This is a genomic window from Agrobacterium tumefaciens str. B6 (genome assembly GCF_001541315.1).
GTDB lineage: Bacteria > Pseudomonadota > Alphaproteobacteria > Rhizobiales > Rhizobiaceae > Agrobacterium > Agrobacterium radiobacter.
This window is the reverse complement of sequence record NZ_LMVK01000004.1, coordinates 68,697-94,094: the sequence shown is the minus strand read 5'-3', so window position 1 is coordinate 94,094 and position 25,398 is coordinate 68,697. Positions and strand designations below refer to the sequence as shown.

Here is a 25,398-nt window from a genome sequence, read left to right as displayed (position 1 = left end):
GGGTAAATCCAACTCCGGCGTATAGATCGTATGACTGTGTGAAATTGCCCGTCGAACGCCCTTGTTGCCTGCAGGCGGGGCCGGTTGGCCGCTTGTGCGGCCTTATTTCAGGGCGGCCAGGGCGTCCCTGGCAAAGGCGGAGATGGGTTCGGGAAGTTCACCCGGATCGAACCAGCCGATGGCGGAAAGTTTGTCTGGTTCGGTCAATGCCGGCTCACCCTGCGCGTCGCGGGTGACGAAGATCAGCGAAACCCAGTGGTGACGGTCTTGCGTATCGATAAATTCGCTATGACAGAGAAATTCGACGTCGCCGATCTCAAGGCCGGTTTCCTCTTCGGCCTCGCGGCGTGCTGCGGCGAGGGAAGTTTCAAGGTGATCGACCTTGCCGCCCGGAATGCTCCAGTATCCGGCTTCCGGCGCCTTCAGGCGCCGGCATAAAAGTACGCGCTCGTTACGCAATATGACAAGGCCGACACCAACGCCCGGAAAATCGAGGCCGGGCTTGATGGTTGATGTCATATTGTCCATTGCGCTGGTCAAGCCTTAGCGTTGGCCACGATCAGCATGAAGGCGGGAATGTCGTCGCCGAAACCAACCGGTGTCGGGCCATCGTCGTGGTCGCGATAATGGCGGCGGCGGTCGCGGTTGTCGTCATTGGCGTGCGGCTGGTTGCGGCTGTTGCGCTCGGAATTGCGCGGGGTCTTTTCCGGTCTGCGTTCTGCCTTCACCTTGTCTTCTCCGTGAGCCGCAATGTCCGTATCCACAGCGGACTGTGCATCCTGATTGATGTTTTCGACCGGCGATGCGGGTGCATCGCGACGGTTCCTGTCGCGACCTCTACCGCCACGTTCCTTGGGCCCCCGGCGGCTGGAATTGCTCTCGAAGCTTTCCATGGGCGCGGGGAGTGAGGACAGGTCACCGCTCAGCCACTCGATCTTCTCGGCGATCAGCTTTTCGATCGCGTCGAGATATTTCGCATCGCTCTTGGTGACGAGGGTGAAGGCCTTGCCCGAACGGCCCGCACGACCGGTACGGCCGATGCGGTGGACATAGTCTTCGGCATGAATGGGAACGTCGAAGTTGAAGACGTGGCTGACATCGGGAATATCCAGCCCGCGTGCCGCGACGTCGGAGGCGACCAGCAGCGACAGGTTTCCGTCGCGGAAGTTCTGCAGCATCGTGGTGCGCGAACGCTGGTCCATGTCGCCATGCAGCGCGCCCACGGAAAAGCCGTGGCGGTCGAGCGAGCGGAACAGATCGGCCACATCCTTCTTGCGGTTGCAGAAGATGATCGCGTTCTTGAGTTCGGCTTCCTCGGCACGGACGAGATCGCGCAGCACGGCGCGCTTCTCATAGTCCTTGTTGTGCGCGGCGACGATGCGCTGCGTCACGGTCTTTGCCGTGGAAGAAGGCTTGGCGACTTCGATACGGGTCGGGTTCTGAAGGAACCGGTCAGCCAGCTTCTGGATTTCCGGCGGCATGGTGGCCGAGAAGAACAGCGTCTGCCGGGTGAAGGGGATCATCTTGGCGATACGCTCGATATCGGGAATGAAGCCCATGTCGAGCATGCGGTCGGCTTCGTCGATGACGAGGATTTCCACGCCGGTCATCAGGAGCTTGCCGCGCTCGCAATGGTCGAGAAGGCGGCCGGGCGTGCAGATCAGCACATCGGCGCCGCGCTCCAGCTTGCGGTCCTGGTCTTCGAAGGAAACACCGCCGATGAGGAGGGCGACGTTCAGCTTGTGATTCTTGCCGTATTTCTCGAAGTTCTCCGCCACCTGTGCTGCAAGCTCACGGGTCGGCTCGAGGATCAGGGTGCGCGGCATTCTGGCGCGCGCACGGCCCTTTTCGAGCAGGGTGAGCATCGGCAGAACGAAGGACGCGGTTTTGCCCGTGCCGGTCTGTGCGATACCGCAGATATCACGCTTTTCCAGCGCCGGCGGAATGGCGCCAGCCTGAATGGGTGTCGGCGTCGTGTAGCCGGCATCTGCAATAGCGGAAAGAACTTTTTGGCTCAGGCCAAGATCAGAGAATGTTGTCAAAGGAAGAACTTTTTCCGTTCTGGTTCGGTAAGAACACCTGCGTGCCGCTGCGGCACTTGCAAAGACTTGGCGCGGGGATATGCCCAAATTGCCGGAAAGTCAAGGAAACAACGGGGAAAGCGCGCGAAACAGCGGGGTTCGGGCGGGGCTTCTCAGCCTTTGGTGCAGATTTCAGCGATTTATCGTAAAAAGCGCAAAAAAAGCATTAAAATCGTGCTGCTATTTTAAATAGGTTTTGAGTTCCGTTCCAGCGATCAGGAACCGCATGGGATCAACAGGCGTATCGTTGCGGCGCACCTCATAATGCACATGCGGACCGGTGGAGCGACCGGTGCTGCCGGCACGGCCAATGACGTCGCCTGCTTCGACCTTGTCGCCGGCTTTCACCAGAATGGCGGAGAGATGGCCGAATCGCGTCGAGACCCCCTGGCCGTGATCGATCTCGACCATATTGCCGTAGCCGCCTGAGTTTTCCGCCACCGTCACCTTGCCCGCGCCGGTGGATTTGACGTCAGCACCGGTCTCGGCGCGAAAATCGATGCCGGTATGCAGGGCCGGGCGGCCGAGAAACGGATCCATCCGGTTGCCGAATCGGCTTGTGATCGCCCGGCCGGGAGCAGGGTTGCCGAAGGGCAGGGCGGTTGCGGTTTCCTTGACGATGTCGAGCCTATTCAGGGCATTGTCGAGATTGGTAAGCGACAGGTTGAAGGGATCGCCTTCACCGCGCTCGGGATCGGCATAGGGACCGCCTATGTCGTTCGTGCCGCTTTCCTCGATTTTCAGGCCCGCCTGCCGGATGATGTCCTGCATCGCGTTCGCCTTGTCTTCGGCGTCGCTGGTCAGTCTGGCTATGCGCGATATCTGCTGGCGTTCGATATCCTTCAGCGACAGTGTCACCTTGGAGAACACCCGATCGGCCCGATCGGATGGCGTTTCGCCGGCTTCGGGTACATACGCGGCGCGTCTGTCTGATGTGGCGGGCTTTTCCGCCTGTGGCCTGCGTGGCGCCATCAGCTTTTCAATGGCCGAAAGGCCGCCGGAGAGGTCAGCGCGTTTTTCCGGCGCCATGGCGTTCGAAAGAGACGAGGGCGCGGCCGGGGAGGCGGCGATGCCGGAATTTTCGGCGCGCTCCAGCAATTCACTCATGCGGCCGTGCCGCGAGGTTAGCGCCGCCTGCTGTTCCAGCAGCTTTTCCACTTTCTTTTCAACAACCTGCTGATCGAGCAGCTGCCGGGAAGTGACACGGTCCACCTGTGCCCGGAGTGCCGCGATGCGGTCTTCATAGTCGTTCTGCATGCGGGTCTGGCGCGCCATGGTCGCGCCGATGAGGTCGTCACGCAAGATGAGATAGCTTGTGGCGCCGAGATAGCCGAGTGAAAACAGGCCGATCGTGCAGCCGGCAAGCGCCGCCATCCACGGCCGGATGGTCATGTGCCGCACCCTGTCGCCGCGCGCGAGAATGAGCACGTGCGGCTCACGCTTTTTGCCGAATACCCGGTTTTCCGCCGTATCAGTCACAATCTCTCTCCGGACTGGCCGATTTCTTAAGGGGAATCATAATTCGTTAAGGTTAACGAAGTTTTGCGGGAGGTGAGTTGCGGGTGTCAGCTATTGCTGACGGCGGTCAGCGAGCGGTAAAACGAAGGCGTAAGACCGGCCTCGGCTCGGGCAAGGTCGTTGAAGGGCGGTTTCAGCGGGCCGCGGAAATTGGCGCGCACCAGCTGCCTGAAAGTTGCGGCCGGGTCCTTCTTTTCACGCGCGCACAGGAACCGGAACCATTTCGCGCCGATGGCGACATGGCCCTTTTCATCATTATAGATGACGTCGAGAACGGCGGCGCTTTCGAGATCGCCGGTCTCGCGCATCCTGGCCTGCAGGGAAGGGGTGACGTCCAGTCCGCGCGCTTCCAGGATGAGCGGGACGACCGCCAGCCGTGCGGTGAGATCGTTGCGGGTGGAATGCGCTGCCTGCCAGAGCCCGTCATGGGCCGGCAGATCGCCATAGTCGGCGCCGAGGCTTCTCAGGCGGTCGCGCACCAGCCGGAAATGTTTTGCCTCTTCGAAGGCGACCTGCATCCAGCCATCGAAAAAGGAATGCGGCACGGGCTCGCTGGCATATCGGGCGACGATGTCGAGTGCGAGATCGACGGCGTTGAGTTCGATATGGGCGATGGCATGCAGCAGCGCGATCCGTCCCTTGACGCTGTGAAGCGAGCGGCGTTCCACGGCGGTTGGCGGCACGAGTTTCGGCTTCTCGGGCCTGCCTGGACGTTCGGGCAGCGGCGGGTCGAGCGGGGAGCGCAGCGACAGGCGGCGCGCAAACCAGCGCGTTGCCGTTTCCTGCGCGAGCGCGGTTTTTCTGTCGAGATCGGCGCTCACGATGGCATCCGTCGCGCCGCCTCGGAGCGAAATGATCTTGAATGGGGGCGTCACGACGGATTGGCCCCTCAGAGCTTCTTCACGGCCTCAAGAACGGCCTGCGCGTGACCCGCGACCTTCACCTTGTTCCAGACTTCCGCGATTTTTCCATCCGGCGCGATGAGGAAGGTGGTGCGTTCGACACCCATGTATTTTTTGCCATACATGCTTTTTTCCTTCCAGACGCCGTAGGCTTCCACCACCTTCTTCTCCTCATCGGCGGCCAGCATGACGGAGAGCGCGTGTTTTGCCGCGAATTTGTCGTGGCTTTTGACGCTGTCGGGCGAAATGCCGATGACGACGGCGTTGGCGGCCTCGAATTCGCCGCCCAGCGCGCTGAAGTCGATGGCTTCGGCGGTGCAGCCTGATGTGTCGTCCTTCGGGTAGAAATAGAGGATGACGGCCTTGCCTTGCAGTTTGGACAATGTCACCGTCCCTTCACCGTTACGGGGCAAAGTAAAATCGGGAGCGGTGCCGCCAATCGTCAAGTCTGTCATAATCTACCTTTCTTTCGCCGGGATGTTGAGTGAAAGTCGCCACATTCGATATATAGCGAAACCGCGCGTCGTCCAGATCACGATTGAGATTTGAGGTCGAAACGATCTTAAATCTCAATCGTGATCTGGGCTAAAGAATTAGAGCGGGATTCCAGACGGAAACCGCTTATACTTTTCGCCATCCGCTCCGGTGTTGCGGCGAAACAAAAGCTATTCAAGGGCAAACAAGGGCGTATGGCTGAAGTCAGGGGTGAAAAGGTCAAGTTCGGCAGGCGTGATATCATTGCGCTGCATGATCTTCCTTCGGCGCAGGCCGAAGATCCCATCATCGTTCATTGCCCCGCGCCGCGCTCCATGGTGCGAGCCTTCGTCAAGATTTTCGCGGCGCTTTTCGTGCTGGCCTTCCTCTCCATCGGCGGCATCATTCTTTCCGTCGAGACCGGATCGATCGATGCGACGCTTTCCAGCCAGGCGCAGCAGGCGCTGGAAAAGGCGCTCGGTCCACACTACAGCGCGCGGATCGGTTCTTCGGCGATCAGGTTTTCCACCGGGCTGCGCCTTGCGCTGGTGGCTGAGGACGTGGATATCGTTGAGAAGGAATCCGGCCAGCATCTGAGCCGGGCCCGAGCGATCGGCATGGCGCTCGATCCGCTTGCGCTTCTGACCGGCCGTGTCTCGGTGCAAAGCCTCGAAGCTGACGGGATGGAGCTCGATACCGCGCTTTTGCCCAAGGGTAACGGGTTCGATCTCACCAGCGTCAAGCTCGACGCCGTACCGCAGCAATTGCAGGATGCCTTCGGACAGCTCGACAAGCTCGCCCAGGCTTTCCTGAGCAGCGGAACCGAGGAGATCGATATCTCCAGCGTTTCGGTTCACCTGCCGCCCGGCGAGCTGGGCAAGCCGCGCACCATCGAAGTGCGCGAATTGTCGCTGACGCCGGATCAACAGGGCGGCTATTCGCTTGATGGCGAAACGCTGTTTAACGGTGAAATTGCCAGCGTGTCGCTCAAAACCTCCGGCGCGGGCGGCGTGATCAACGGCTTCGAGGCCCGCATCGACGGTTTCGATATCGGCCCGTTCCTGGAAAAATACGATCCCGACGGCAATCTTCATGAAGGTCTGAACGTCAAGACAGGCGTCAACATTGTCGCTCGGCGGGCCACGCAGGGGCAGGAGCCGCGCCTGGACGTTTCCCTCGGCATGGGCAACGGCACGCTTCGGATTGGCGGCGAAGCCCAGACCTTCACGGCAGGCACCGTCAATGCGCATTATGACTTTGCAAAAAGCACCCTCGTCATCGACAATTCGCGGCTGGAGCTCGGCCGGACTATTATTCCGGTCGCCGGTGAAATCAGCGATACGGAAGACGGCTTCGGTCTTTCGTTGCGGATCGACAATGGCGTTGCTTCGTCCGAAGCTTCGGGGGAGGCCCCTGTTCCTTTCAGCCTGAAGGCGGACGGGCATTTTACGGCGGCGACGAAACAGCTCGATGTTCCCGCGCTTTATGTCACGGGCCCGCTCGGAGACATGGCGGGATCGCTGAAAATCCGGTTCGGCCAGGGCTCGCCGGAAATCAGTTTCGGCGGACAGATTCCGAAGATGGAGGCCACGGCGGTCAAGCAGCTCTGGCCGTTCTGGATGGCGCACAAACCACGCGACTGGGTGGTATCCAATCTTTACGGCGGCACCGTAACCAATGGGTCAATCGCGATCTTCATCCCGCAGGGACGGATGTGCGGCCCCGGCTGCCCTCTGGTGCTGGGCGAAAGCGAAATGCAGATCCGCTTCGATATCGATGATACGCGTCTCAATACCACCGGCGACATTCCACCGTTGCGCGATGTCGATGCGCATTTTGACCTTGTCGGCGGCAAGATGGCCGTCGATATCAAGCAGGGCACCACCTATTTCCCGTCGAACCGCTCGCTCGCGCTGGAGAACAGCCGCTTTCTCATTTCCGCTGTTTACGACAAGCCGCTGCTCGGAAATCTCGAGTTGAACGTTTCAGGTTCGGCCGACGCCGTGGCCGAGCTTGCGACACTCAAACCCATCAATGCGCTCAAGGACACGCAGTTCAAACCGGAAGATTTCACCGGTGATGTCAAAGCCCACGCGAATCTCACCGTTGGCCTGCTTTCCAGCCACAACCCGCCGCCGCCGGTCTGGACGGCCGATCTCGACCTGAAAAACCTGTCGCTGACGAAGCCCTTCGCCGGCCACAAGGTGACCGCTCTCGATGGCTTCATGACGTTGGACGACCGCCAGCTCAAACTGGAGGGCAAGGGCCGCGTGGACGACGTGCCGATGGACATCGTGATGACGGAGCCGGTGCGCAAGAAGAGCGATATCGCGCCGACACTGTCGCTGAAGGCAACCCTCAATGAGACGCAGGTCGCCAAGCTCGCCCCTGAACTGTCCACGGTCCTCGGCGGCACGACGGCGATCGAAATCGACGGCGCTGACCCCAAACGCCAGGACATCCGGCTTGATCTGACCAAGGCGTCGATCATTCTGCCCGGGCTCGGCTGGAGCAAGGGTATCGGCTTTCCCGCCAATGCCACCTTGACCATGGAAGTGGCTGATGGGCGCACGACGATCAGCGACTTCTCACTCGATGGTGACGGTTTCGGCGCTGCCGGCGATATCGCCTTCAGCAAGAACGGGCTGATTTCCGCCGATCTCAGCCGCGTGCAACTCTCGCCCTCCGACAATTACGCCGTTTCGGTCGCCGCGTCGAAGAACGGCTATATCATCAATGCATCGGGCAAATCCGCCGATCTCAGGCCCTTCATTTCGAAGCTGCGCAGCCCCTCCAGCGGCAGCGACGGCGCATCCCGCTCGCAGCCCACACTTTCCGTCAAGGCGCAGTTCGACAAGGTTTACGGTTTCAACGACGAAATCCTCGGCAATGTCAGCGCCGATGTCAGCGTGCGGGACGGCAAGGTACGCTCGGTTGATTTCCGCGGTGTCACCGGCAACGGCCAGGCGGTCGTCGCCCAGACCACCAATCGCGGGGCGACGGGAACCGTAACGCTGACCAGCAGCGATGCGGGTTCGCTCGCCCGTTTTGCCAATATCTACAGCCGCATCCGCGGCGGCCTGCTCAATCTTGCGCTGACGACGTCCAATGGCAGCGACTGGAGTGGCTCGCTCGACCTGCGCAATTTTGCCGTCGTCAACGAAGCCAAGCTGCAGGACATCGTCGCCACACCGACGGGTGAGGACGGCAGGAGCCTCAACAATGCGGTGCGCCGCAATATCGATGTCAGTTCGGAAAAATTCCAGCGCGGTTTTGCCCGCCTCGTTTATGTCAACGGTTCGGTGGCGGTGGAAAACGGCGTCGTGCGCGGTGAACAGATCGGCGCGACATTCCAGGGGCTCTTGAAGGACCAGAGCGGCCGCATGGACATGACCGGCACCTTCATGCCTGCCTATGGTCTGAACCGGCTGTTCGGGGAACTGCCTTTCATCGGCATCTTCCTTGGCAATGGCCGCGACCGGGGTCTGCTCGGCATTACCTTCAAGCTGTCAGGCCAGACGGACCAGCCGAAGCTGACGATTAATCCGCTGTCGCTCATCGCGCCCGGCGTCTTCCGGCAGATCTTCGAGTTCCAATAAAAAGGGCCGCTTTCGCGGCCCTCAATAACAGCTTTGGTGCGGGCGTTACGCCGGGCGAACCAGCACGTGCTTCTTCTTGCCGACCGAGAGCTTGATGACGCCGTCGCCGGTCACTTCACCGGAACCAATGCTCTGACGCTCATCGGAAACGCCGATGTCGTTGATCTTCACCGCGCCGCCCTGAACATGGCGGCGGGCCTCGCCGTTCGAACCGGCGAGACCGGCGCGCACGATGAGCGAGAGAACGCCGACGCCGGCTTCGAGTTCGGATGCCGGAACCTCGATGGAGGGCAGGTTTTCAGCCAACGCGCCTTCCTCGAAAGTCTTGCGCGCCGTTTCCGCAGCTTCTTCCGCAGCGGCGCGGCCATGCAGGATCGCCGTTACTTCGGTCGCGAGGATTTTCTTCGCCTCGTTGATCTCCGATCCGCCAAGCGCCGCAATGCGGGCGATCTCATCCATCGGCAGCGTGGTGAAGAGCTTCGCGAAGCGAACGACATCCGCATCTTCCGTGTTGCGCCAGTACTGCCAGAAATCATAGACCGGCAGCAGATCCTTGTTCAGCCAAACGGCGCCCGATGCCGACTTGCCCATCTTCGCACCCGAGGAGGTGGTGAGGAGCGGCGAGGTCAGCGCGTAAAGCTGCGGTGTCCCCATGCGGTGACCGAGATCGATACCGTTGATGATGTTGCCCCACTGGTCGGAACCGCCCATCTGCAGGCGGCAACCGGTGCGCTGGTTCAGTTCCACGTAGTCGTAGGCCTGAAGGATCATGTAGTTGAATTCGAGGAAGGACAGCGACTGCTCGCGGTCGAGGCGCGTCTTCACGCTGTCGAAGGACAGCATGCGGTTGACCGAGAAGTGGCGGCCGACATCGCGCAGGAACTCGAGGTAATTGAGGCCGCGCAGCCAGTCGGCATTGTTGATCATCAGCGCCGGGTTTTCCGCGCGGTCATAATCGAGGTAGTTGGCGAAGACGTGCTTGAGCGAGGTGATGTTGTCCTCGATCATGTCGATCGTCATCAGCTTGCGGGCCTCTTCCTTGAAAGACGGATCGCCGACCATGCCGGTGCCGCCGCCCATCAGGGAAATCGGCTGATGGCCGGTCTTCTGCATCCAGTGCAGCATCATGATCTGGGTGAGGTGGCCGACATGCAAACTCGAGGCCGTCGGATCATAGCCGATATAGGCGGTCACGGTTTCCTTGGCGAACAGTTCGTCGAGACCCGACTCGTCGGAGATCTGGTGAATGAAGCCGCGCTCGTCGAGCGTGCGGAGGAAATCGGACTTGAACCTGGACATGACCTTTTTCTTTCTGGTTGGATATTTATCGTCATTGGCAGCCAATGAACGCCGGGGGCTTTACCATTGTTTTTTGAAAAGTGCACCCGTTTCGGCCATGAATAACGGCGATTCGTGTAAGCATGATTCGATATTGCAAAGGAGCGGCGCGTGGGCGAGGTCAAAACGGCGATCGGGCTGATGAGCGGAACATCGATGGACGGCATCGATATCGCCCTTCTGCGCACGGATGGCGAACGCGTGGTGCGGCCCGGGCCGAGCGGTTATTTCCCCTATGATGCCGGCCTGCGGGCCATCTGGCAGAAGGCGCTTGTGACAGCCAAATCCATTCGCGAACGGCGCGAGCGTCCCGGCGATCTTGGTGAGGCAGAGCGCAAGCTGACGCTTGCCCATGCCGCGGCGGTCAAATCCTTCCTCCACCGTCACCGGCTTGAAGCCGGCGATATCGATGTGATCGGTTTTCATGGCCAGACGGTGCTGCACCGCCCGGATGAGGCGCTGACCGTGCAGATCGGCGACGGCGCGCTTCTGGCTGAAGAAACCGGCATCGATGTGGTTTACGACATGCGGGCGAACGACATGGTACATGGCGGGCAGGGCGCGCCGCTCATTCCCGCCTATCACATGGCGCTCTCCGCCAATCTGCCGGCAGAGTTCGAAACGCCTGCCGTCTTCGTCAATATTGGTGGCATATCCAACCTTACCTATATCGGCGAAGGAGGGCGACTTGCCGCTTTCGACAGCGGTCCCGGCAACATGTTGATCGACCAGTGGATCGAGGCGCATACGGGGAAAGCCTTCGACAAGGGTGGCAGGACGGCGGCGGGCGGCAGTGTCGTTGCCTCGCTCGTCACCCGCTACATGGAAAGCCCGTTCTTCTCGGCCAATATCCGCCGCTCCCTTGATCGCAGCGATTTTGTGCCACCGCAAAAGGGCGAGGCCTCGTTTGCCGACGGCGCGCGCACGCTGTCGCATCTGACGGGCGCTGCAATCCTCAAATCGGCGAGCTATCTGCCGGAAGAAGCAAAAACCTATGTGGTCTGCGGTGGCGGGCGTCTCAACCCGGTGATTATGGAAGAATTCGCGAGCCTTGCCGCAAAGGGGGGCGCGCGGGTGATTGCGGCGGAAGAGGCGGGTTTCGATGGCGGGGCGATGGAGGCGGAGGCCTGGGCCTATCTGGCCGTGCGATCGCTTAAAGGCTTGCCGCTGACCTACCCCGGAACGACGGGTGTGAATGAGCCGGTGACGGGTGGGGTTTTGGTGAGGGCGTAATAGACGACGGCGGGTGTGGCTCACCCCCCTCTGCCCTGCCGGGCATCTCCCCCTCAAGGGGGGAGATCAGCCAGACGCCTGCTCTTTACCTAAGCTGCTACGTTCAAGGTGGCCGATAGGTCGCCACGATTCGATCTCCCCCCTTGAGGGGGAGATGCCCGGCAGGGCAGAGGGGGGTAAGCCAAGCCCGCCGTCGATCACTGTAGCTAGATCAAGACCTGCCCCGACGATGCGCGGCTTATCACCGAATACGCTTCGCTGCCGGTTCCGGCACCAGTTCACCATTCAGGCGACGGTCGAGGTAGTCCTCGCATTCGCCCATCAGCTCATCCACCTTGCCATTGAAGAAGTGGTTGGCGCCGGGAAGGGTGCGGTGGGTGATGAGGATGCCCTTCTGGGTCTTCAGCTTTTCCACCAGACCATTCACGTCCTTCTCAGGCGCGACCTTGTCGGAATCGCCGTTGATGATGAGGCCGGAAGACGGGCAGGGGGCGAGGAAGGAGAAGTCGTAGGTATTGGGCTGCGGTGCAATCGACATGAAGCCTTCGATTTCCGGACGGCGCATCAGAAGCTGCATGCCGATCCAGGCGCCGAAGGAATAACCGGCAACCCAGCAGCTTTTCGAATCGGGATGCAGGCTCTGCACCCAGTCGAGAGCGGAAGCGGCGTCGGAAAGCTCGCCCGCGCCGTGGTCGAATTCGCCCTGGCTGCGGCCAATGGAGCGGAAATTGAACCGGAGCGTGGTGAAGCCGCGCTTCTGGAAAAGATAGAACAGCTGATAGACGATCTGGTTGTTCATCGTGCCGCCGAACTGCGGATGCGGATGAAGGATGATCGCTATCGGCGCGCTCTTTTCCTTGGAGGGTTGATAACGGCCTTCGAGGCGACCCGCAGGGCCGTTAAAAATGACTTCGGGCATTGGTACTCCGGTCGTGTTTTTTCATTCTCCAACCGCATTCTTCCGATGAGAAGACTTGACGAACTGTGTCATCTTTTCTAGAACGCAGTTTAGAATAATTCGAAACTTTGCGTGTGCTTAAGCACTCGGTCGTGTCATAAGGCAAGCGCAACTGTAATTTCAAGAAAAATGCGTTTTGGCGCAATTAAGATTGAGCGAAACTATTCCGCGATGACGGGTTTGACGCGCACATATATGGACTGGAACGCCACGGCGCCGCTTTTGCCCGCCGTGCGGGAGGTTCTCGTCTCCGCGCTGGAGATTGCCGGCAACCCGTCCTCCGTGCACCGGGAAGGGCGTGCCGCCCGCGCGGCCGTTGAGGCTGCCCGTCGTGATGTGGCGGGGCTTTGCGGCGCACCGGCATCCCCCGTCACCCTTACCAGCGGGGCGACGGGAGAGGGCAATCTGGGGCTGACGCCGGATTTCAGGATGGGGCGCGCTCCCGTGCGCTATGGCCGTCTTTATGTCTCGGCCATCGAACATCCGGCTTTTCGTGAGGGCGGTCGGTTTGGCAAGGCTGACGTTACGGAAATTCCCGTTACGTCAGCGGGTGTCGTCGATCTTGCCGCACTCGAAGCGCTGTTGTCTTCGCATGACAAATCCGCCGGCTTGCCGATGGTCGCCTGCATGCTGGTCAATAACGAGACGGGCATTCTTCAGCCGGTGGCGGAAGCGGCGCGACTTGCGCATACGGCGGGTGGATTGATGATTGTCGATGCCGTGCAGGCAGCCGGCCGCATTTCGCTCGATATCAATAGGCTCGATGCGGATTTCCTCGTCCTCTCGTCCCACAAGCTTGGTGGCCCGAAGGGTGCGGGAGCTTTGATCTCGCGCGGCGAGGTGATGATGCCGAAGCCGCTGATCCATGGTGGCGGCCAGGAAAAGGGACACCGTTCGGGTACTGAAAATACCCTGTCGATCCTCGGTTTTGGTGCCGCGGCCGCTGTTGCCGCGAAAAATCTCGAGGCGGAAGCGACGCGTCTTGTCGCGTTGCGCGCAAGGCTGGAAGACGGCATGCGGGCAAATGCGCCTGACGTGATCATCCACGGCGAGGATGTCGGACGTGTCGGCAATACCACGTTTTTCACCTTGCCCGGTTTGAAGGCGGAGACGGGCCAGATCGCCTTCGATATAGAAGGCATCGCGCTCTCGGCCGGTTCGGCCTGCTCTTCCGGCAAGGTGGGGGAAAGCCATGTGCTGACGGCGATGGGGCGCGACCCCAAGCTCGGCGCACTGAGGATTTCCCTTGGCCACGCGACTGATGAGGCAGACATTGAACGCACGCTTGCGGCGTTTACGAAAATTGCCGGGCGGCGCAAGCTGGCCGGTCAGGCCGCGTAAAATGCGGCAAAGAATTGCGGAATAGCAATTTTCCGCTTGCCGGGATGTGTGAAAAGCGCCATCCCGCACTTACATGGGTATAAGCTCCGCCCGTTTATGCGGCACGGACGATTTGCCCGAAGATGGATAAGGCGGCTATCCGCCTTGATACGTTGACAAGCCACCGGACCTTGGCTCCGGCGAGATTGGAGAACGACATGGCAGCGGTTCAGGAAACGATCGATCAGGTTCGCCAGATCGATGTGGACCAGTATAAATACGGCTTCGAAACCGAAATTGAAGTCGACAAGGCCCCGAAGGGCCTTTCGGAAGAGGTGATCCGCTTCATCTCGGCCAAGAAGCAGGAGCCGGAATGGATGCTGGAATGGCGTCTTGAGGCTTACAAGCGCTGGCTGACGATGGAAGAGCCGACCTGGGCGCGCGTCAGCTACCCCAAGATCGACTTCAACGATCTCTATTATTATGCCGCACCGAAAAGCACGCCCGGCCCGAAGTCGCTGGACGAAGTCGATCCGGAGCTGCTGAAGGTTTACGAGAAGCTGGGTATCCCGCTGAAGGAACAGGAAATCCTGGCCGGCGTGGAAAACCGTCGTGTGGCCGTGGATGCCGTGTTCGACAGCGTCTCCGTTGTCACCACCTTCAAGGCGGAACTGGCAAAGGCCGGCGTGATCTTCATGTCGATCTCCGAAGCCGTGCGCGAATATCCTGATCTGGTGAAGAAATATCTCGGTTCGGTCGTGCCGCAGACGGACAATTTTTACGCAACGCTGAACTCGGCCGTCTTTACCGATGGTTCATTCGTGTTCGTGCCGAAGGGCGTGCGGTGCCCGATGGAGCTTTCCACCTATTTTCGCATCAACGAAAAGAACACCGGCCAGTTCGAGCGCACGCTGATCATCGCCGAAGAAGGCGCCTACGTCTCCTATCTGGAAGGCTGCACGGCACCTCAGCGCGACGAGAACCAGCTTCACGCCGCCGTGGTGGAACTGGTGGCACTCGACGATGCCGAAATCAAATATTCCACAGTCCAGAACTGGTATCCGGGCGACAAGGACGGCAAGGGCGGCATCTACAACTTCGTGACCAAGCGCGGCGATTGCCGTGGCAACCGTTCGAAGATTTCGTGGACGCAGGTTGAAACCGGTTCTGCCATCACCTGGAAATACCCGTCCTGCATTTTGCGCGGCGACGACAGCCGTGGCGAATTCTATTCGATTGCGGTTTCCAACGGCCATCAGCAGATCGACAGTGGCACCAAGATGATCCATCTCGGCAAGAACACGTCGAGCCGCATCATCGCCAAGGGCATTGCCGCCGGTTTCTCGGAAAACGTCTATCGCGGACAGGTCTCGGCTCACCGCAAGGCGACCAACACGCGCAACTTCACGCAGTGCGACTCGCTTCTGATCGGTGACAAGTGCGGCGCGCATACCGTGCCCTATATCGAGGCGAAGAACTCGTCTGCTCATTTCGAGCATGAGGCGACCACGTCGAAGATTTCCGAAGACCAGCTGTTCTATTGCCTGCAGCGCGGCATTCCCGAGGAGTCGGCCATCGCACTGATCGTCAACGGCTTCGTGAAGGATGTCATCCAGCAGCTGCCGATGGAGTTTGCGGTTGAAGCGCAGAAGCTGATCGGCATTTCGCTGGAAGGTTCGGTCGGCTGATCGTCATACGAATACGCACTTTGAGTGCGCGGTTTCGCGCACCTTCGCTCACACTATTCTTAGGATAAAACCATGCTTGAAATCATCGACCTGCACGCAAAGATCGCCGATACCGAAACCGAGATCATCAAGGGCCTCAACCTTAAGGTTGCTGCCGGTGAAGTTGCGGCCATCATGGGCCCGAACGGTTCCGGCAAGTCGACGCTGTCCTACATCCTGTCGGGCCGCGAAGACTATGAAGTCACCTCCGGTGACATCCTCTATAACGGCGAAAGCATTCTGGAACTGGATGCCGCCGAGCGCGCTGCCAAGGGTATTTTCCTGGCCTTCCAGTATCCGGTCGAAATTCCCGGTGTTGCCACCATGCAGTTCCTCAAGGTTGCTATGAACGAGCAGCGCAAGGCGCGCGGCGAGGCCGAGCTGACGACGCCGGACTTTATCCGTCGCGTCAAGGAAGCTGCCGGCGATCTGAAGATCGACATGGACATGCTGAAGCGTCCGCTGAACGTTGGTTTCTCCGGCGGTGAGAAGAAGCGCGCCGAAATCCTGCAGATGGCGCTGCTGGAGCCGAAGCTCTGCGTTCTCGACGAAACCGATAGCGGCCTCGACATCGACGCGCTGAAGATCGTGGCTGATGGCGTCAACGCGCTGAAGTCGCCGGATCGCGCCACTGTCGTCATCACCCACTACCAGCGCCTGCTCGATTACATCGTGCCTGATAGCGTTCACGTTCTTTACAAGGGCAAGATCATCCGTTCGGGCGACAAGGCCCTGGCGCTGGAGCTGGAAAACAATGGTTACGCCGACATCATCGGTGAAGCGGCCTAAGCCAGAGGCCAGGAGGTGATGTCCATGAACATTCAAACGACCAATCGGCTGACGCCAGCGGAAACCGCGCTGATCGACGCCTATACCGCCAAGTTCAGCGAATTGCCGGGCAATGGTGCGGTTGTCGCCGCCCGCGACGTGCTGTTCGCCGATCTGAAGGCCGGCGGTCTTCCGACCCGCCGCATCGAGGCGTGGCACTATACCGATCTCAAGAGCCTGTTGCGTGCCATTCCCGAGGACCAGCCCGCACCTGTTATCGACAAGCAGGCGTCTGTTGTCGCCGGCTCGTCCGTCGCCTACGTGCTGCATGGCAAGGCCAATGTCGGCAAGATCGAAGACATCAGCGTTTCCAGCTTTGCCGAGAGCCTGCTTGACGGCTCGGCCGCCACAGGCCTTGCGGAAGCCAGCAAGGACGACGTGATCGGCCGTATCAACGGCAGCTTCGTGCGCGACGGCCTGATGCTCGACATTCCCGCTGATGCCGAGATCGAAAAGCCGATCGAATTGCAGGCGATCCATGGCGCAGGTCAGGTTCACAGCCGCTTCCCGGTGCGCTTCGGCAAGGGTTCGAAGGCGACCGTCATCGAGCGTCACCTTTCGGTGACTTCGGATGCCGCCCTTGTTTCCTCCGTCACCGACATCGTTGTCGAAGACGGTGCGGAAGTGACCTGGATCATCCTGCAGCAACAGGGCGCGGCCGATATTCATCTTGGCCAGCTGCGCATGAAAATCGGTGCGGACGCCAAGATTCGTCTATTCGTCATCAATGCCGGCGGCAAGCTGGTGCGGCAGGAACTGCGCATCGACGTGGACGGCGAGGGTACTGACCTCATCGTTCGCGGCGTCAACCTGTTGGGCGGCGAAACCCATACCGACGTGACGATGGTTCTTGGCCACAACGTGCCGAACACGACCTCGACAGAAGTGTTCCGCAACGTGGTCTTCGACCGTGCAAAGGGCATTTTTCAGGGCATGATCCGGGTTGCCCCCGATGCCCAGAAGACCGATGCGAAGATGGCGTGCAATACGCTGCTGATGTCTGACGATGGCGAGTTCTCGGCAAAGCCGGAGCTTGAAATCTTCGCCGACGACGTTCAGTGCGGTCACGGTGCGACGGTTGCCGATATTGACGACAACCATCTCTATTATCTGATGGCGCGCGGCGTGCCGCGGGCAAAGGCGCGGGCGATGCTCGTCAACGCCTTCGTCGCTGAGATCGCCGAGGAACTGGAAGAAGAAAATCTGGTAGAGGCGCTGGAGACTATCATCTCCGGCTGGCTGGAACATCATGCCTGAGAGCGAACGCGCCGCATTGGCGGCCCCTTATGACGTTGAAGCCGTGCGGAAGGATTTCCCGATCCTGTCGCGCGAGGTCTATGGCAAGCCGCTGGTCTATCTCGACAACGGCGCGTCCGCTCAAAAACCGCAGGTGGTAATCGACGCCGTTTCTCATGCCTATTCCAATGAATATGCGAATGTGCATCGTGGCCTGCATTTCCTCTCCAATGCCGCAACCGACGCCTATGAGGCGGCGCGCGAAAAGGTGCGCCGTTTCCTGAATGCCGGTTCGGTGGACGAGATCGTCTTCACCAAATCCTCCACCGAGGCGATCAATACGGTTGCTTACGGTTACGGCATGCCAAAGATCGGCGAGGGCGATGAGATCGTCATCTCGATCATGGAACATCACTCCAACATCGTGCCGTGGCATTTCATTCGCGAGCGGCAGGGCGCGAAGCTCGTCTGGGTGCCTGTCGATGACGACGGCGCGTTCCATATCGAGGCTTTCGAAAAAAGCCTGACGGAGCGCACCAAGCTCGTTGCCATCACCCATATGTCGAATGCGCTGGGCACCATCGTGCCGGTCAAGGAAATCTGCCGCATCGCCCATGAGCGCGGCATTCCGGTGCTTGTCGATGGCTCTCAGGGCGCGGTTCACATGCCGGTCGACGTGCGCGATATCGATTGCGACTGGTACGTCATGACCGGCCACAAGCTTTACGGTCCCTCGGGCATCGGCGTGCTCTACGGCAAGGCTGACCGCCTGAGCGAGATGCGGCCGTTCCAGGGCGGCGGCGAGATGATCCTCGACGTGTCCGAAGACAATGTGACCTATAACGAGCCGCCGCATCGTTTCGAAGCGGGTACGCCGCCGATCGTGCAGGCCATCGGTCTCGGTTACGCGCTTGATTATATGGACAATCTCGGCCGTGCCGCGATTGCCGCGCATGAGGCAGATCTTGCGGCTTACGCCGCTGAGCGGCTGCGCGAGATCAATTCGCTGCGCATCATCGGCAATGCGCCTGACAAGGGCGGCATCTTCTCCTTCGAGCTCGAGGGCATCCATGCCCATGACGTCTCGATGGTGATCGACCGGCGCGGCGTTGCCGTGCGGGCCGGCACCCATTGCGCCATGCCGCTCTTGAAACGGTTCGGCGTCACCTCCACATGCCGGGCATCGTTCGGCCTTTACAATACCCGCGCCGAAGTAGACTCTCTTGTTGAGGCGCTGGAATATGCGCGCAAATTTTTCGCCTGATATCGGAATAAGAGATCAGGATTGAGGTTTAAGACCATGACTGCCGAAGCCACTGCAAAGACCCAGGATGCGACCGAAGCCCAGGAAAAGGTGTCCACCATTCCGCCGGATGAGCTGGCGCGCCTCAGCGACGACGTGATTGCGGCGCTGAAAACCGTCTACGACCCGGAAATTCCAGCCGATATTTTCGAACTCGGTCTCGTCTACAAGATCGACATCGAAGACGACCGGATGGTCAAGATCGTCATGACGCTGACGGCCCCGGGTTGCCCGGTGGCCGGTGAAATGCCGGGCTGGGTGGAAAATGCCGTGGGCGCCGTCGAGGGTGTTTCCGGTGTGACCGTCGAAATGACCTTCGATCCGCCTTGGACGCCGGACCGCATGTCGGAAGAAGCGCAGGTCGCCGTCGGCTGGTACTGACGTGATTTTGACAGGTGTCATCCCTTGATGACACTCTCAGGCGCTATTAGATTGAAATCCATAAGCATCGAGCCTTGAACTCGATTGTCGAAGGAGAATGGGCCCATGGGCTTTGCGATCATGACCATGACCGGGGCTGCCGCCTCGCGTGTTAAAGCAATCGTTGAAAATTCCGGCCCTGATGCCAAGGGCGTGCGCGTCGGCATCAAGAAGGGCGGCTGCGCGGGCATGGAATATACCATCGACCTCGTGACCGAAGCGGATGCGAAGGACGATCTGGTCGAATTCGAAGGCGCCAGGGTCTGGGTTCAGCCTTCTGCCGTGCTCTATCTGCTCGGCACGCAGATGGATTTCGAAGTGACCAAGATGCGCTCTGGCTTCACCTTCAACAATCCGAACCAGACATCCGCCTGCGGCTGTGGTGAATCGGTCGAGTTGAAGCCTGCCGATCTGGCAGCGCTGGCAAAGCAGCGCGAGGCAGAGGCCAGCGTCTGATTGGTTACGGCTATCTCTGCGATGGAGAGGCAGACCTTTCTTATGCACGCAGCGCTCCCACAAACGCGACGTCATCCCCGTCAAATCGCTTGAGACGTTTGTAGATCCTCGGGTCAAGCCCGAGGATGATGGATGAGAGGTTTGAGGTTCTTTTTCCGCAAACTGCGCCCGGCGTAAAAATCAGCTTTCGAAGGATCATGACTGCTGTTTGAGGGTTTCGATAAAATCCGCCAGCGGATGAATTGATGGCGTCGTCGTCAATAGAGGTTCGAGAGCCGCCGCGATCATCCCGCAATCCCCCGCGGAAAGTGGCCGAAGGCTTGAAGTGACCTTGTTATAGTCGGGCTTGCCGCGTGACGCGAGGGAACGATTGATCACAAACACTTCCGTCTGCCCGTCAGTTCGTTCCACGAAGAGAGCGAGCGAACCGCCGTCCGCGGCAGCGGCGCTGTCCGATACCGATTTGAACATCCAGACTCCATCCGATAAACTTGAGGGTGAGCCTATCCGATTGACGCCCTGAAGCAAGGTTATCGGATATTCCGCGAGGTTTGGCAGGAGGTGCGTGACCACCTGCCACCCATACTGAAAAGGTATTTCGGACAGCTGACAGGACTGATCGTGGGGAGGAAACCGGGATGGAAATCAATAGCGCCTCGATTGATATCTGGACCATAGGTCTGATCGTCGCCGGCGTCGTGGCTGGTCTGACGCTGATCGTCGGCATTATTTATCTTACATTTTACTGGGAGGAGAAGGCGCGCCTGCGAGCGCGGTCTGCGACATCCAAGGGTGACACGCAGAATGGCCTTCAGTTCGAGCGGACCGAGGGTGGAGAATGGCCGACGGTGCACGGTGACGGGGGAACGCATCATTGAACAGGCGGATTATTTGATGCGACCGGAGCCAGATATTATCGCAAACGCGAAAGCGGCGGTGAGAGAAGCATTCGCGGGTGTCACCCTGGGTGGTGGCGTCGGCCTTTCCGAGGCGCAGGCGCTTGACGATTATGCGAATAATGAGGTTCGCGCCGCGTGTCGTGCTGGCGACGAGAAGAATGACTGGGCCGCTATCCCCGTGGAGGACCTCAACAGACATTCCGGCAGCCCCGCCTTCCTTGATGCTGAAGGAATGCGATTTCATCTGCCCGCCTATATGACTGCTGATCTCGATGGCGACTACAGGCACGAATTCGCACCCTATTCGTGCGGGTGCCAGGAGAAATTTTCCTTACTGACTCTGCTGCAACGGAATGCCGTGGAAGCGTATCTCCGCGCTATCAGTGAGACGGAAAACCTGCCGCCCTATCAGGACGATATAGAGCGCGCGCTCGAAGAATGGGTGGATATGCGTGCTCCACGGTGAGCGATTAGAGCGGATCGGGTCAATCCCCAAGGAGGAGTTGCAGCTTGCCGTTTCTTCTCACACAAAGCCGGTTGCGGTTTGAACGCCGACTTTCACTCATGCCGCAACGCTTCTATCGGGCTCAGGCTTGCCGCCCGCCGTGCCGGGAAATACCCGAAAATCACCCCGATGGCCGCCGAAAAGGCGAAAGCGAGGAAGATGATCGAGGGGCTGGTGACAAAGGGCACGGTGAGATAGCTGACGACGGCATAAGCGAGGCCGAGGCCGGTAAGGATGCCGACGAGGCCACCGAAGGCCGACAGCATGACGGCTTCCACCAGAAACTGCGTCAGCACCTGTTTTTCCAGCGCGCCGATGGCAAGTCGAATGCCGATCTCGCGGGTGCGTTCCGTCACTGAGACCAGCATGATGTTCATGATGCCGATGCCGCCCACCAGAAGGCTGACGGCGGCGACCGCGCCCAGAAGCCCGGTCAGCAGCGTCGTCGTGCCGGTCATGGCGGAGGCAATCTGCGTCATGTCGTTGACGGTGAAATCATCCTCACGGCCGATGCCAATGCGGCGGCGCTCGCGCCGCAGGTTCTGCAGGTCGCTCTGCACCTTGGCGGTTGAAACGCCATCCTGCGCTGAAACCATGATCGAGGAAATGGTGGTAGTGCCGCCGATGCGCCGCTGGTGGATTTTAAGCGGCATGATGATCGTGTCGTCCTGGTCGTCACCGAGGCCGGACTGGCCTTTTCTGGCCAGCACACCGATGACGGGGCAGGAGATGTTGCTGACGCGGATCGTCTGCCCCACAGGGTTTTCTGCCCCAAAGAGTTCCTGACGCACCGTTTCGCCGATGATGCAGCCGATCTGGCCGCCGCGATCTTCGGCGGGCTGGAAGTCGCGGCCGAGCGCAATGGTCCAGTCCTGCGCGATCAGATAATCGTTGGTGGTGCCGATGACACTTGTCTGGTGGTTCTTGCCGCCGAAAATGACGGTTGCGGCGGAACTGCGGTTCTGCGGCGCAACGGCACGGATGCCTGATATCTGGTTGCGGATGGCCTCGACATCGCGGTCATCGAAGCGTTTGGCTTCGGTGCTGGCACGGCCGGGGCCGAACTGGCCGGGACGGACGAACAGCATGTTGGTGCCGAGCCGTGACAGTTCCGATTTCACCTGTTCCGTTGTGCCGTTGCCGATGGTGACCATGGCGATGACGGCGGCCACGCCGATGACGACACCAAGCACGGTGAGGAAGGAGCGCAGAAGGTTGCGGCTGATGGCGCGCAGCGCAAGACGCGACGTTTCAAAGAACATCCGATGTCTCCTTTTTGTCCGCGGCGCTATCGGAGGCGAGATGGCCGTCGACAAAGCGCAGGAGGCGTCCGGCGTGGGCGGCGATATCCTCTTCATGCGTGACCATGACGACGGTGATGCCCCTGTCACGATTGAGTGCGGTGATCAGTTCCATGATCTCGACACTGGTTTTCGTATCGAGATTGCCGGTCGGCTCGTCGGCAAGAAGGAGAGCAGGGCGGGTGACGATGGCGCGGGCAATGGCCACACGCTGCTGCTGACCGCCGGAAAGCTCCTGCGTGGTGTGGTCCTCGCGGCCCTTCAGTCCCACCTGCGCCAGCGCCTCCATGGCGCGCTCGCGCCGCTCCGAGGCCTTCATGCCGCGATAGATCAGCGGCAGCTCGACATTTTCCACCGCCGAGGTGCGCGAGAGAAGATTGAAACCCTGAAACACGAAACCCAGCATGTGCCGGCGCAGCAGCGTCAAATGTTCATTGTCGAAACTGCTGGTGGGCACGCCCTGGAAGAGATATTCGCCTGATGTCGGCACATCCAGACAGCCGATGATGTTCATCGAGGTGGATTTGCCCGATCCTGACGGCCCCATGATGGCGACGAACTCCTTCTCGCGAATGGAGAGGCTGACGCCATCGAGCGCGCGGATCGTCGCTTCGCCGCGGCCATATTGCTTGACGACATCGCGAAATTCGATGAGCGGCGGCTGTTGCATGCGCTTGTCCTCCGTCAGCCGGCGTTGCGGGCCGTTGCGTCGGTAATCACCTGGTCATCGGCCTTCAACTCGCCCGATTTTACCACGGTATGCTGGCCGTCGGTGGAACCGGTTTCAATGGAAACGGAGACCGGATTGTTGTTGCGCAACACCCAGACCGTTCTTTTGCCTGTCGCAGCCTGGCCGGCGTCGCGGTTCTGCGAGCGGCCCATGCGGGGCGGGCGGAACAGGCTCATCAACCCGCCGCCACGGGAGGCGGATTCGCGCGGCGGCGTATAACGAAGCGCGGAATTCGGCACCAGCAGCGTGTCCTTGATTTCCTCGACAATGATATTGGCGGTCGCCGTCATGCCGGGGCGCAGCAGCAGTTCCTCATTGTCGACAGTCAATATGCCCTTGTAGGTCACCACGTTAGACACGGTTTCGGACGCGAAGCGCACGGTCTCGATCTCGGCCGGGAAACTGCGGTCGGGATAGGCATCGACATTAAAATTGGCCTTCTGGCCGGTTTCGACCTTGCCGACATCGGCCTCATCCACTGAGACCTGCAATTCCATGTGGCGCAGATCACCGGCGATGGTGAAGAGAACAGGGGCGTTGAGCGAGGAGGCGACGGTGGCGCCGGGATCGACGCTGCGGGTGAGGATGACGCCATCGATGGGCGAGACGATCTTTGCCTTGCCGAGATTGACCTCGGCGAGCCTCAGATCCGCCTCCGCCGACAGCACCGTTGCCTCGTTGACCTGCAGCGTGGCGGCGGCGGCATCATGGGTGAACTGCGCCGCATCCAGATCCTGCTGGCTGGACACCCGGTTCTGCACCAGCGATCTCAGGCGCTCCATCGAGGTTTTTGCCGAGCCGAGATCGGCGCGAGCCTTCAGCACGTTGGCCTTGGCGGAGGCAAGCTTGGCGCGGGCGCTCTGCACGTCGGCCTCCAGCTTGTTGGTATCCAGTTCCGCCAACACGTCTCCGGCCTTGACCGGCGTATTATAGGTGACGTTGACCTTGCGCACCGTGCCGGACAGTTCGCTCGATATATCGACCTGATCCGTCGGCTGAACCGAGCCCGTGGAGGTGACGATGACCGAGAGATCGCCCTGACGCGCGGCCTCCGTGGTGTAGCTATAGGCGACGCCGGCTGCGCGTGACTGGTAATAATAACCAAGGCCCCCGCCAATCAGCACAATGGCTGCTGCGGCATAGAGATATCGGCGCGACTTTTTCTTGCGGCCGTTTCTGTTTGTTCCCAGAATCTCGCGCAGATCGGGCTGGCTGTTTTTTGTATCGCTGCCACTCGTATTGGCGTCATTCATTCTCATCACCCGCAAAATTCAAAATACCACAGAGGGTTGTTTCCGCTCTCCGGTTTGTCCGTCCATCTGTCGCCGTTGTATTCCTCTGATTGTGGGAAGTGACATAGCTTGCCCTGAGGGTGAAGTGAAAACTTGGTAATATTTATGATAGTTCTGGTCTGCTAGAGATAAATCCGGAAATATCGATGCCATAAACGCGGCTGAGCTTTCAGCGGCGACATTCAGGACGATGATGAAATGAACGACAATGTGGTGAAGTTCCGCAAACCGGTGCCGCCGAAGAAGCCACGCGAACCGCTCGGGCCGAAAGCCAGGAAGGCTTTGACGATTGCGGCTGTCATCGCGTTTTTTGTGGCGGTGTGGGTGTATTTCACACTGTTTGGGCAGGGGTAGGCGCGTCTTTCGAGAGTACATGGGCTGCAAACCTGCAGGCCCGGAAGCGCAGTCGCTTCTTGCATCTGGGCGCTTTGCGACAATCGATGCCACCAATTATCTTCCGTCATTGGAGAGAATAAAGCGGCGCAGCAGGGTGATTTAATATTGATCGATTCCACGGTATTGTTCAGCATAGCAGTAGCGCCATGGTCGGGGGGAGAAAATGGGGCGGGCGGTTTGGGCAATCGCAGTGGGAGTTTTGGTAAGTCTTGGCGCGTTTATGGTGCTTAGCCTGTTGGGCGTCGGAGTCGGCTGGTGGTTCTTAGACACAATCACCCCAACCGTATCCGGGGTAACCAAAAACACGAACACGGGCGAATGGGGTAGAATGCTCCTCTTGCCGTTGTCCATGACCGTAGGCATCGTCTGCGGAGCTCTCGTGTTTGACCCAGGCATGTCCAGCAAGACGGAGGCGATCGCGGTTTCGATCGTGTTTTTTCTTCTCGTATCAGTCTCGGGAATAAATTTCTGGACCAATGATAACCTGATAAATGTGAACGCCCAGTTGGTGATCGACGTTTTCTTGAGCGTTTCGGCACTGGCCGTCATCATCCTGCTTCTTCGGTGGGAACCAACACGTCCGACCACGCTGGCTGTGCAGAGAGTTGCGCTATTCCTGATAACTGTCTTTGGGTTCGTCTTGCCCCTATTTTACGGAACGAGCCTATTACTGCAGGGTATGGGCTTCGAAGGCGAGCTGAAAAAGATATCCGACTTTATCGGCTTCATTTCCGCCGCATTGGGACTGGTTGCGGCAGCTGCACCAAATCTGTTAGCGAAGCGTAGCTGATCCGCAACCTCGCGACAGTGCCACCACCCCTCATGAGGGACTGATTGCAAACCGAATGAGTGTAGAGGTGCCAGACTCTGAGTTTCGGAGCT

Annotated in this window: 24 protein-coding genes; 13 read left to right on the top strand and 11 right to left on the bottom strand. The window is 59.7% G+C overall.

The window, feature by feature from the left end; genetic code table 11:
• Nucleotides 1-102: 102 nt before the first annotated feature.
• From ASB65_RS05460 to bcp, 5 genes are all read right to left on the bottom strand, one after another.
• Complete coding sequence (locus ASB65_RS05460) at nucleotides 103-528, bottom strand: NUDIX domain-containing protein (protein WP_020810920.1); 426 nt, start codon at nucleotides 526-528, stop codon at nucleotides 103-105.
• 8 nt (nucleotides 529-536) lie between these two features.
• Nucleotides 537-2,042 (bottom strand): DEAD/DEAH box helicase, encoded by a 1,506-nt coding sequence (locus ASB65_RS05455; protein ID WP_003507934.1) that lies wholly within the window; start codon nucleotides 2,040-2,042, stop codon nucleotides 537-539.
• 219 nt (nucleotides 2,043-2,261) lie between these two features.
• Nucleotides 2,262-3,560: a M23 family metallopeptidase gene (locus tag ASB65_RS05450; RefSeq protein WP_003507935.1), complete on the bottom strand. Its 1,299-nt coding sequence runs from the start codon at nucleotides 3,558-3,560 to the stop codon at nucleotides 2,262-2,264.
• Between the two features lie 86 nt (nucleotides 3,561-3,646).
• Nucleotides 3,647-4,474, bottom strand: coding sequence for a ferritin-like domain-containing protein (locus tag ASB65_RS05445; RefSeq protein ID WP_060723261.1), 828 nt, complete (start codon nucleotides 4,472-4,474; stop codon nucleotides 3,647-3,649).
• A gap of 14 nt (nucleotides 4,475-4,488) precedes the next feature.
• Nucleotides 4,489-4,956, bottom strand: coding sequence for a thioredoxin-dependent thiol peroxidase (bcp, locus tag ASB65_RS05440; RefSeq protein ID WP_003507937.1), 468 nt, complete (start codon nucleotides 4,954-4,956; stop codon nucleotides 4,489-4,491).
• Between the two features lie 234 nt (nucleotides 4,957-5,190).
• Here bcp and ASB65_RS05435 point away from each other — a divergent pair, with 234 nt between their 5' ends.
• Nucleotides 5,191-8,574, top strand: a complete 3,384-nt coding sequence (locus ASB65_RS05435; RefSeq protein WP_060723260.1) for a DUF3971 domain-containing protein — start codon at nucleotides 5,191-5,193, stop codon at nucleotides 8,572-8,574.
• Nucleotides 8,575-8,619: 45 nt separating this feature from the next.
• Here ASB65_RS05435 and tyrS read toward each other — a convergent pair whose 3' ends face one another.
• Complete coding sequence (tyrS, locus tag ASB65_RS05430; protein WP_060723294.1) at nucleotides 8,620-9,873, bottom strand: tyrosine--tRNA ligase; 1,254 nt, start codon at nucleotides 9,871-9,873, stop codon at nucleotides 8,620-8,622.
• 150 nt (nucleotides 9,874-10,023) lie between these two features.
• On the opposite strand from tyrS, the gene ASB65_RS05425 reads away from it, so the two are divergent.
• Nucleotides 10,024-11,145, top strand: coding sequence for an anhydro-N-acetylmuramic acid kinase (locus ASB65_RS05425; RefSeq protein WP_060723259.1), 1,122 nt, complete (start codon nucleotides 10,024-10,026; stop codon nucleotides 11,143-11,145).
• Between the two features lie 241 nt (nucleotides 11,146-11,386).
• Here ASB65_RS05425 and ASB65_RS05420 read toward each other — a convergent pair whose 3' ends face one another.
• Nucleotides 11,387-12,064, bottom strand: coding sequence for an alpha/beta hydrolase (locus tag ASB65_RS05420; RefSeq protein ID WP_020012833.1), 678 nt, complete (start codon nucleotides 12,062-12,064; stop codon nucleotides 11,387-11,389).
• Between the two features lie 210 nt (nucleotides 12,065-12,274).
• On the opposite strand from ASB65_RS05420, the gene ASB65_RS05415 reads away from it, so the two are divergent.
• The 7 genes from ASB65_RS05415 (at nucleotide 12,275) to sufA (ending at nucleotide 19,393) form a co-directional block, all read left to right on the top strand.
• Entirely contained in the window at nucleotides 12,275-13,444 is a 1,170-nt protein-coding gene (locus ASB65_RS05415) for a cysteine desulfurase family protein (RefSeq protein ID WP_060723293.1), read from the top strand.
• Nucleotides 13,445-13,641: 197 nt separating this feature from the next.
• On the top strand, nucleotides 13,642-15,111 hold the full coding sequence (gene sufB / locus ASB65_RS05410) for a Fe-S cluster assembly protein SufB (RefSeq protein WP_003507956.1): 1,470 nt from the start codon (nucleotides 13,642-13,644) through the stop codon (nucleotides 15,109-15,111).
• Between the two features lie 72 nt (nucleotides 15,112-15,183).
• Nucleotides 15,184-15,939: a Fe-S cluster assembly ATPase SufC gene (sufC, locus tag ASB65_RS05405; RefSeq protein ID WP_003507958.1), complete on the top strand. Its 756-nt coding sequence runs from the start codon at nucleotides 15,184-15,186 to the stop codon at nucleotides 15,937-15,939.
• Nucleotides 15,940-15,963: 24 nt separating this feature from the next.
• The gene (sufD, locus tag ASB65_RS05400) at nucleotides 15,964-17,235 is read left to right on the top strand and encodes a Fe-S cluster assembly protein SufD (protein ID WP_060723258.1); all 1,272 of its coding nucleotides are present in this window, start codon (nucleotides 15,964-15,966) and stop codon (nucleotides 17,233-17,235) included.
• Nucleotides 17,228-18,478, top strand: coding sequence for a cysteine desulfurase (locus ASB65_RS05395; protein WP_060723257.1), 1,251 nt, complete (start codon nucleotides 17,228-17,230; stop codon nucleotides 18,476-18,478). The genes sufD and ASB65_RS05395 overlap by 8 nt, the downstream gene beginning before the upstream one ends.
• A gap of 36 nt (nucleotides 18,479-18,514) precedes the next feature.
• Entirely contained in the window at nucleotides 18,515-18,898 is a 384-nt protein-coding gene (locus tag ASB65_RS05390) for an SUF system Fe-S cluster assembly protein (RefSeq protein WP_003507963.1), read from the top strand.
• 105 nt (nucleotides 18,899-19,003) lie between these two features.
• The gene (gene sufA, locus ASB65_RS05385; RefSeq protein ID WP_003507965.1) at nucleotides 19,004-19,393 is read left to right on the top strand and encodes a Fe-S cluster assembly scaffold SufA; all 390 of its coding nucleotides are present in this window, start codon (nucleotides 19,004-19,006) and stop codon (nucleotides 19,391-19,393) included.
• 195 nt (nucleotides 19,394-19,588) lie between these two features.
• Here the strand turns inward: sufA and ASB65_RS05380 are convergent, their stop codons facing one another.
• A complete protein-coding gene (locus ASB65_RS05380; protein ID WP_003507967.1) occupies nucleotides 19,589-19,864 on the bottom strand; it encodes a hypothetical protein in 276 nt (91 codons plus the stop codon).
• 167 nt (nucleotides 19,865-20,031) lie between these two features.
• Between ASB65_RS05380 and ASB65_RS05375 the strand changes: the two genes are divergently transcribed.
• Nucleotides 20,032-20,271: a hypothetical protein gene (locus ASB65_RS05375; RefSeq protein ID WP_003507969.1), complete on the top strand. Its 240-nt coding sequence runs from the start codon at nucleotides 20,032-20,034 to the stop codon at nucleotides 20,269-20,271.
• Nucleotides 20,249-20,758 carry a DUF6714 family protein gene (locus tag ASB65_RS05370; RefSeq protein ID WP_003507971.1) on the top strand — a complete coding sequence of 170 codons (510 nt, stop codon included), beginning with the start codon at nucleotides 20,249-20,251 and terminating at the stop codon, nucleotides 20,756-20,758. Before ASB65_RS05375 ends, ASB65_RS05370 begins: the two co-directional genes overlap by 23 nt.
• Nucleotides 20,759-20,850: 92 nt before the next feature.
• Here ASB65_RS05370 and ASB65_RS05365 read toward each other — a convergent pair whose 3' ends face one another.
• Genes ASB65_RS05365 through ASB65_RS05355 form a run of 3 tightly spaced genes read right to left on the bottom strand, consistent with a single transcriptional unit; the run spans nucleotide 20,851 to nucleotide 24,081 of the window.
• Nucleotides 20,851-22,059, bottom strand: coding sequence for an ABC transporter permease (locus tag ASB65_RS05365; RefSeq protein ID WP_060723256.1), 1,209 nt, complete (start codon nucleotides 22,057-22,059; stop codon nucleotides 20,851-20,853).
• Nucleotides 22,049-22,768 (bottom strand): ABC transporter ATP-binding protein, encoded by a 720-nt coding sequence (locus tag ASB65_RS05360; protein WP_020012822.1) that lies wholly within the window; start codon nucleotides 22,766-22,768, stop codon nucleotides 22,049-22,051. Before ASB65_RS05360 ends, ASB65_RS05365 begins: the two co-directional genes overlap by 11 nt.
• A 14-nt stretch (nucleotides 22,769-22,782) precedes the next feature.
• A complete protein-coding gene (locus tag ASB65_RS05355; protein WP_060723292.1) occupies nucleotides 22,783-24,081 on the bottom strand; it encodes an efflux RND transporter periplasmic adaptor subunit in 1,299 nt (432 codons plus the stop codon).
• A gap of 237 nt (nucleotides 24,082-24,318) precedes the next feature.
• Here ASB65_RS05355 and ASB65_RS28665 point away from each other — a divergent pair, with 237 nt between their 5' ends.
• Both ASB65_RS28665 and ASB65_RS05350 read left to right on the top strand, forming a co-directional pair.
• The gene (locus ASB65_RS28665; protein WP_080868444.1) at nucleotides 24,319-24,474 is read left to right on the top strand and encodes a hypothetical protein; all 156 of its coding nucleotides are present in this window, start codon (nucleotides 24,319-24,321) and stop codon (nucleotides 24,472-24,474) included.
• Nucleotides 24,475-24,679: 205 nt separating this feature from the next.
• On the top strand, nucleotides 24,680-25,306 hold the full coding sequence (locus tag ASB65_RS05350) for a hypothetical protein (RefSeq protein ID WP_060723255.1): 627 nt from the start codon (nucleotides 24,680-24,682) through the stop codon (nucleotides 25,304-25,306).
• Nucleotides 25,307-25,398: the final 92 nt, after the last annotated feature.

What these genes read in the sequence shown, in the direction of transcription:
- tyrS (WP_060723294.1), bottom strand. Translation starts at nt 9,873, where the DNA reads ATGTCCAGGTTCAAGTCCGATTTCCTCCGCACGCTCGACGAGCGCGGC.
- ASB65_RS05460 (WP_020810920.1), bottom strand. Translation starts at nt 528, where the DNA reads ATGGACAATATGACATCAACCATCAAGCCCGGCCTCGATTTTCCGGGC.
- ASB65_RS05355 (WP_060723292.1), bottom strand. Translation starts at nt 24,081, where the DNA reads ATGAATGACGCCAATACGAGTGGCAGCGATACAAAAAACAGCCAGCCC.
- ASB65_RS05365 (WP_060723256.1), bottom strand. Translation starts at nt 22,059, where the DNA reads ATGTTCTTTGAAACGTCGCGTCTTGCGCTGCGCGCCATCAGCCGCAAC.
- ASB65_RS05390 (WP_003507963.1), top strand. Translation starts at nt 18,515, where the DNA reads ATGACTGCCGAAGCCACTGCAAAGACCCAGGATGCGACCGAAGCCCAG.
- ASB65_RS28665 (WP_080868444.1), top strand. Translation starts at nt 24,319, where the DNA reads ATGAACGACAATGTGGTGAAGTTCCGCAAACCGGTGCCGCCGAAGAAG.
- ASB65_RS05360 (WP_020012822.1), bottom strand. Translation starts at nt 22,768, where the DNA reads ATGCAACAGCCGCCGCTCATCGAATTTCGCGATGTCGTCAAGCAATAT.
- ASB65_RS05420 (WP_020012833.1), bottom strand. Translation starts at nt 12,064, where the DNA reads ATGCCCGAAGTCATTTTTAACGGCCCTGCGGGTCGCCTCGAAGGCCGT.
- ASB65_RS05415 (WP_060723293.1), top strand. Translation starts at nt 12,275, where the DNA reads ATGACGGGTTTGACGCGCACATATATGGACTGGAACGCCACGGCGCCG.
- ASB65_RS05435 (WP_060723260.1), top strand. Translation starts at nt 5,191, where the DNA reads ATGGCTGAAGTCAGGGGTGAAAAGGTCAAGTTCGGCAGGCGTGATATC.
- ASB65_RS05375 (WP_003507969.1), top strand. Translation starts at nt 20,032, where the DNA reads ATGGAAATCAATAGCGCCTCGATTGATATCTGGACCATAGGTCTGATC.
- sufB (WP_003507956.1), top strand. Translation starts at nt 13,642, where the DNA reads ATGGCAGCGGTTCAGGAAACGATCGATCAGGTTCGCCAGATCGATGTG.
- sufC (WP_003507958.1), top strand. Translation starts at nt 15,184, where the DNA reads ATGCTTGAAATCATCGACCTGCACGCAAAGATCGCCGATACCGAAACC.
- sufD (WP_060723258.1), top strand. Translation starts at nt 15,964, where the DNA reads ATGAACATTCAAACGACCAATCGGCTGACGCCAGCGGAAACCGCGCTG.
- ASB65_RS05380 (WP_003507967.1), bottom strand. Translation starts at nt 19,864, where the DNA reads ATGTTCAAATCGGTATCGGACAGCGCCGCTGCCGCGGACGGCGGTTCG.
- ASB65_RS05350 (WP_060723255.1), top strand. Translation starts at nt 24,680, where the DNA reads ATGGGGCGGGCGGTTTGGGCAATCGCAGTGGGAGTTTTGGTAAGTCTT.
- ASB65_RS05395 (WP_060723257.1), top strand. Translation starts at nt 17,228, where the DNA reads ATGCCTGAGAGCGAACGCGCCGCATTGGCGGCCCCTTATGACGTTGAA.
- sufA (WP_003507965.1), top strand. Translation starts at nt 19,004, where the DNA reads ATGGGCTTTGCGATCATGACCATGACCGGGGCTGCCGCCTCGCGTGTT.
- bcp (WP_003507937.1), bottom strand. Translation starts at nt 4,956, where the DNA reads ATGACAGACTTGACGATTGGCGGCACCGCTCCCGATTTTACTTTGCCC.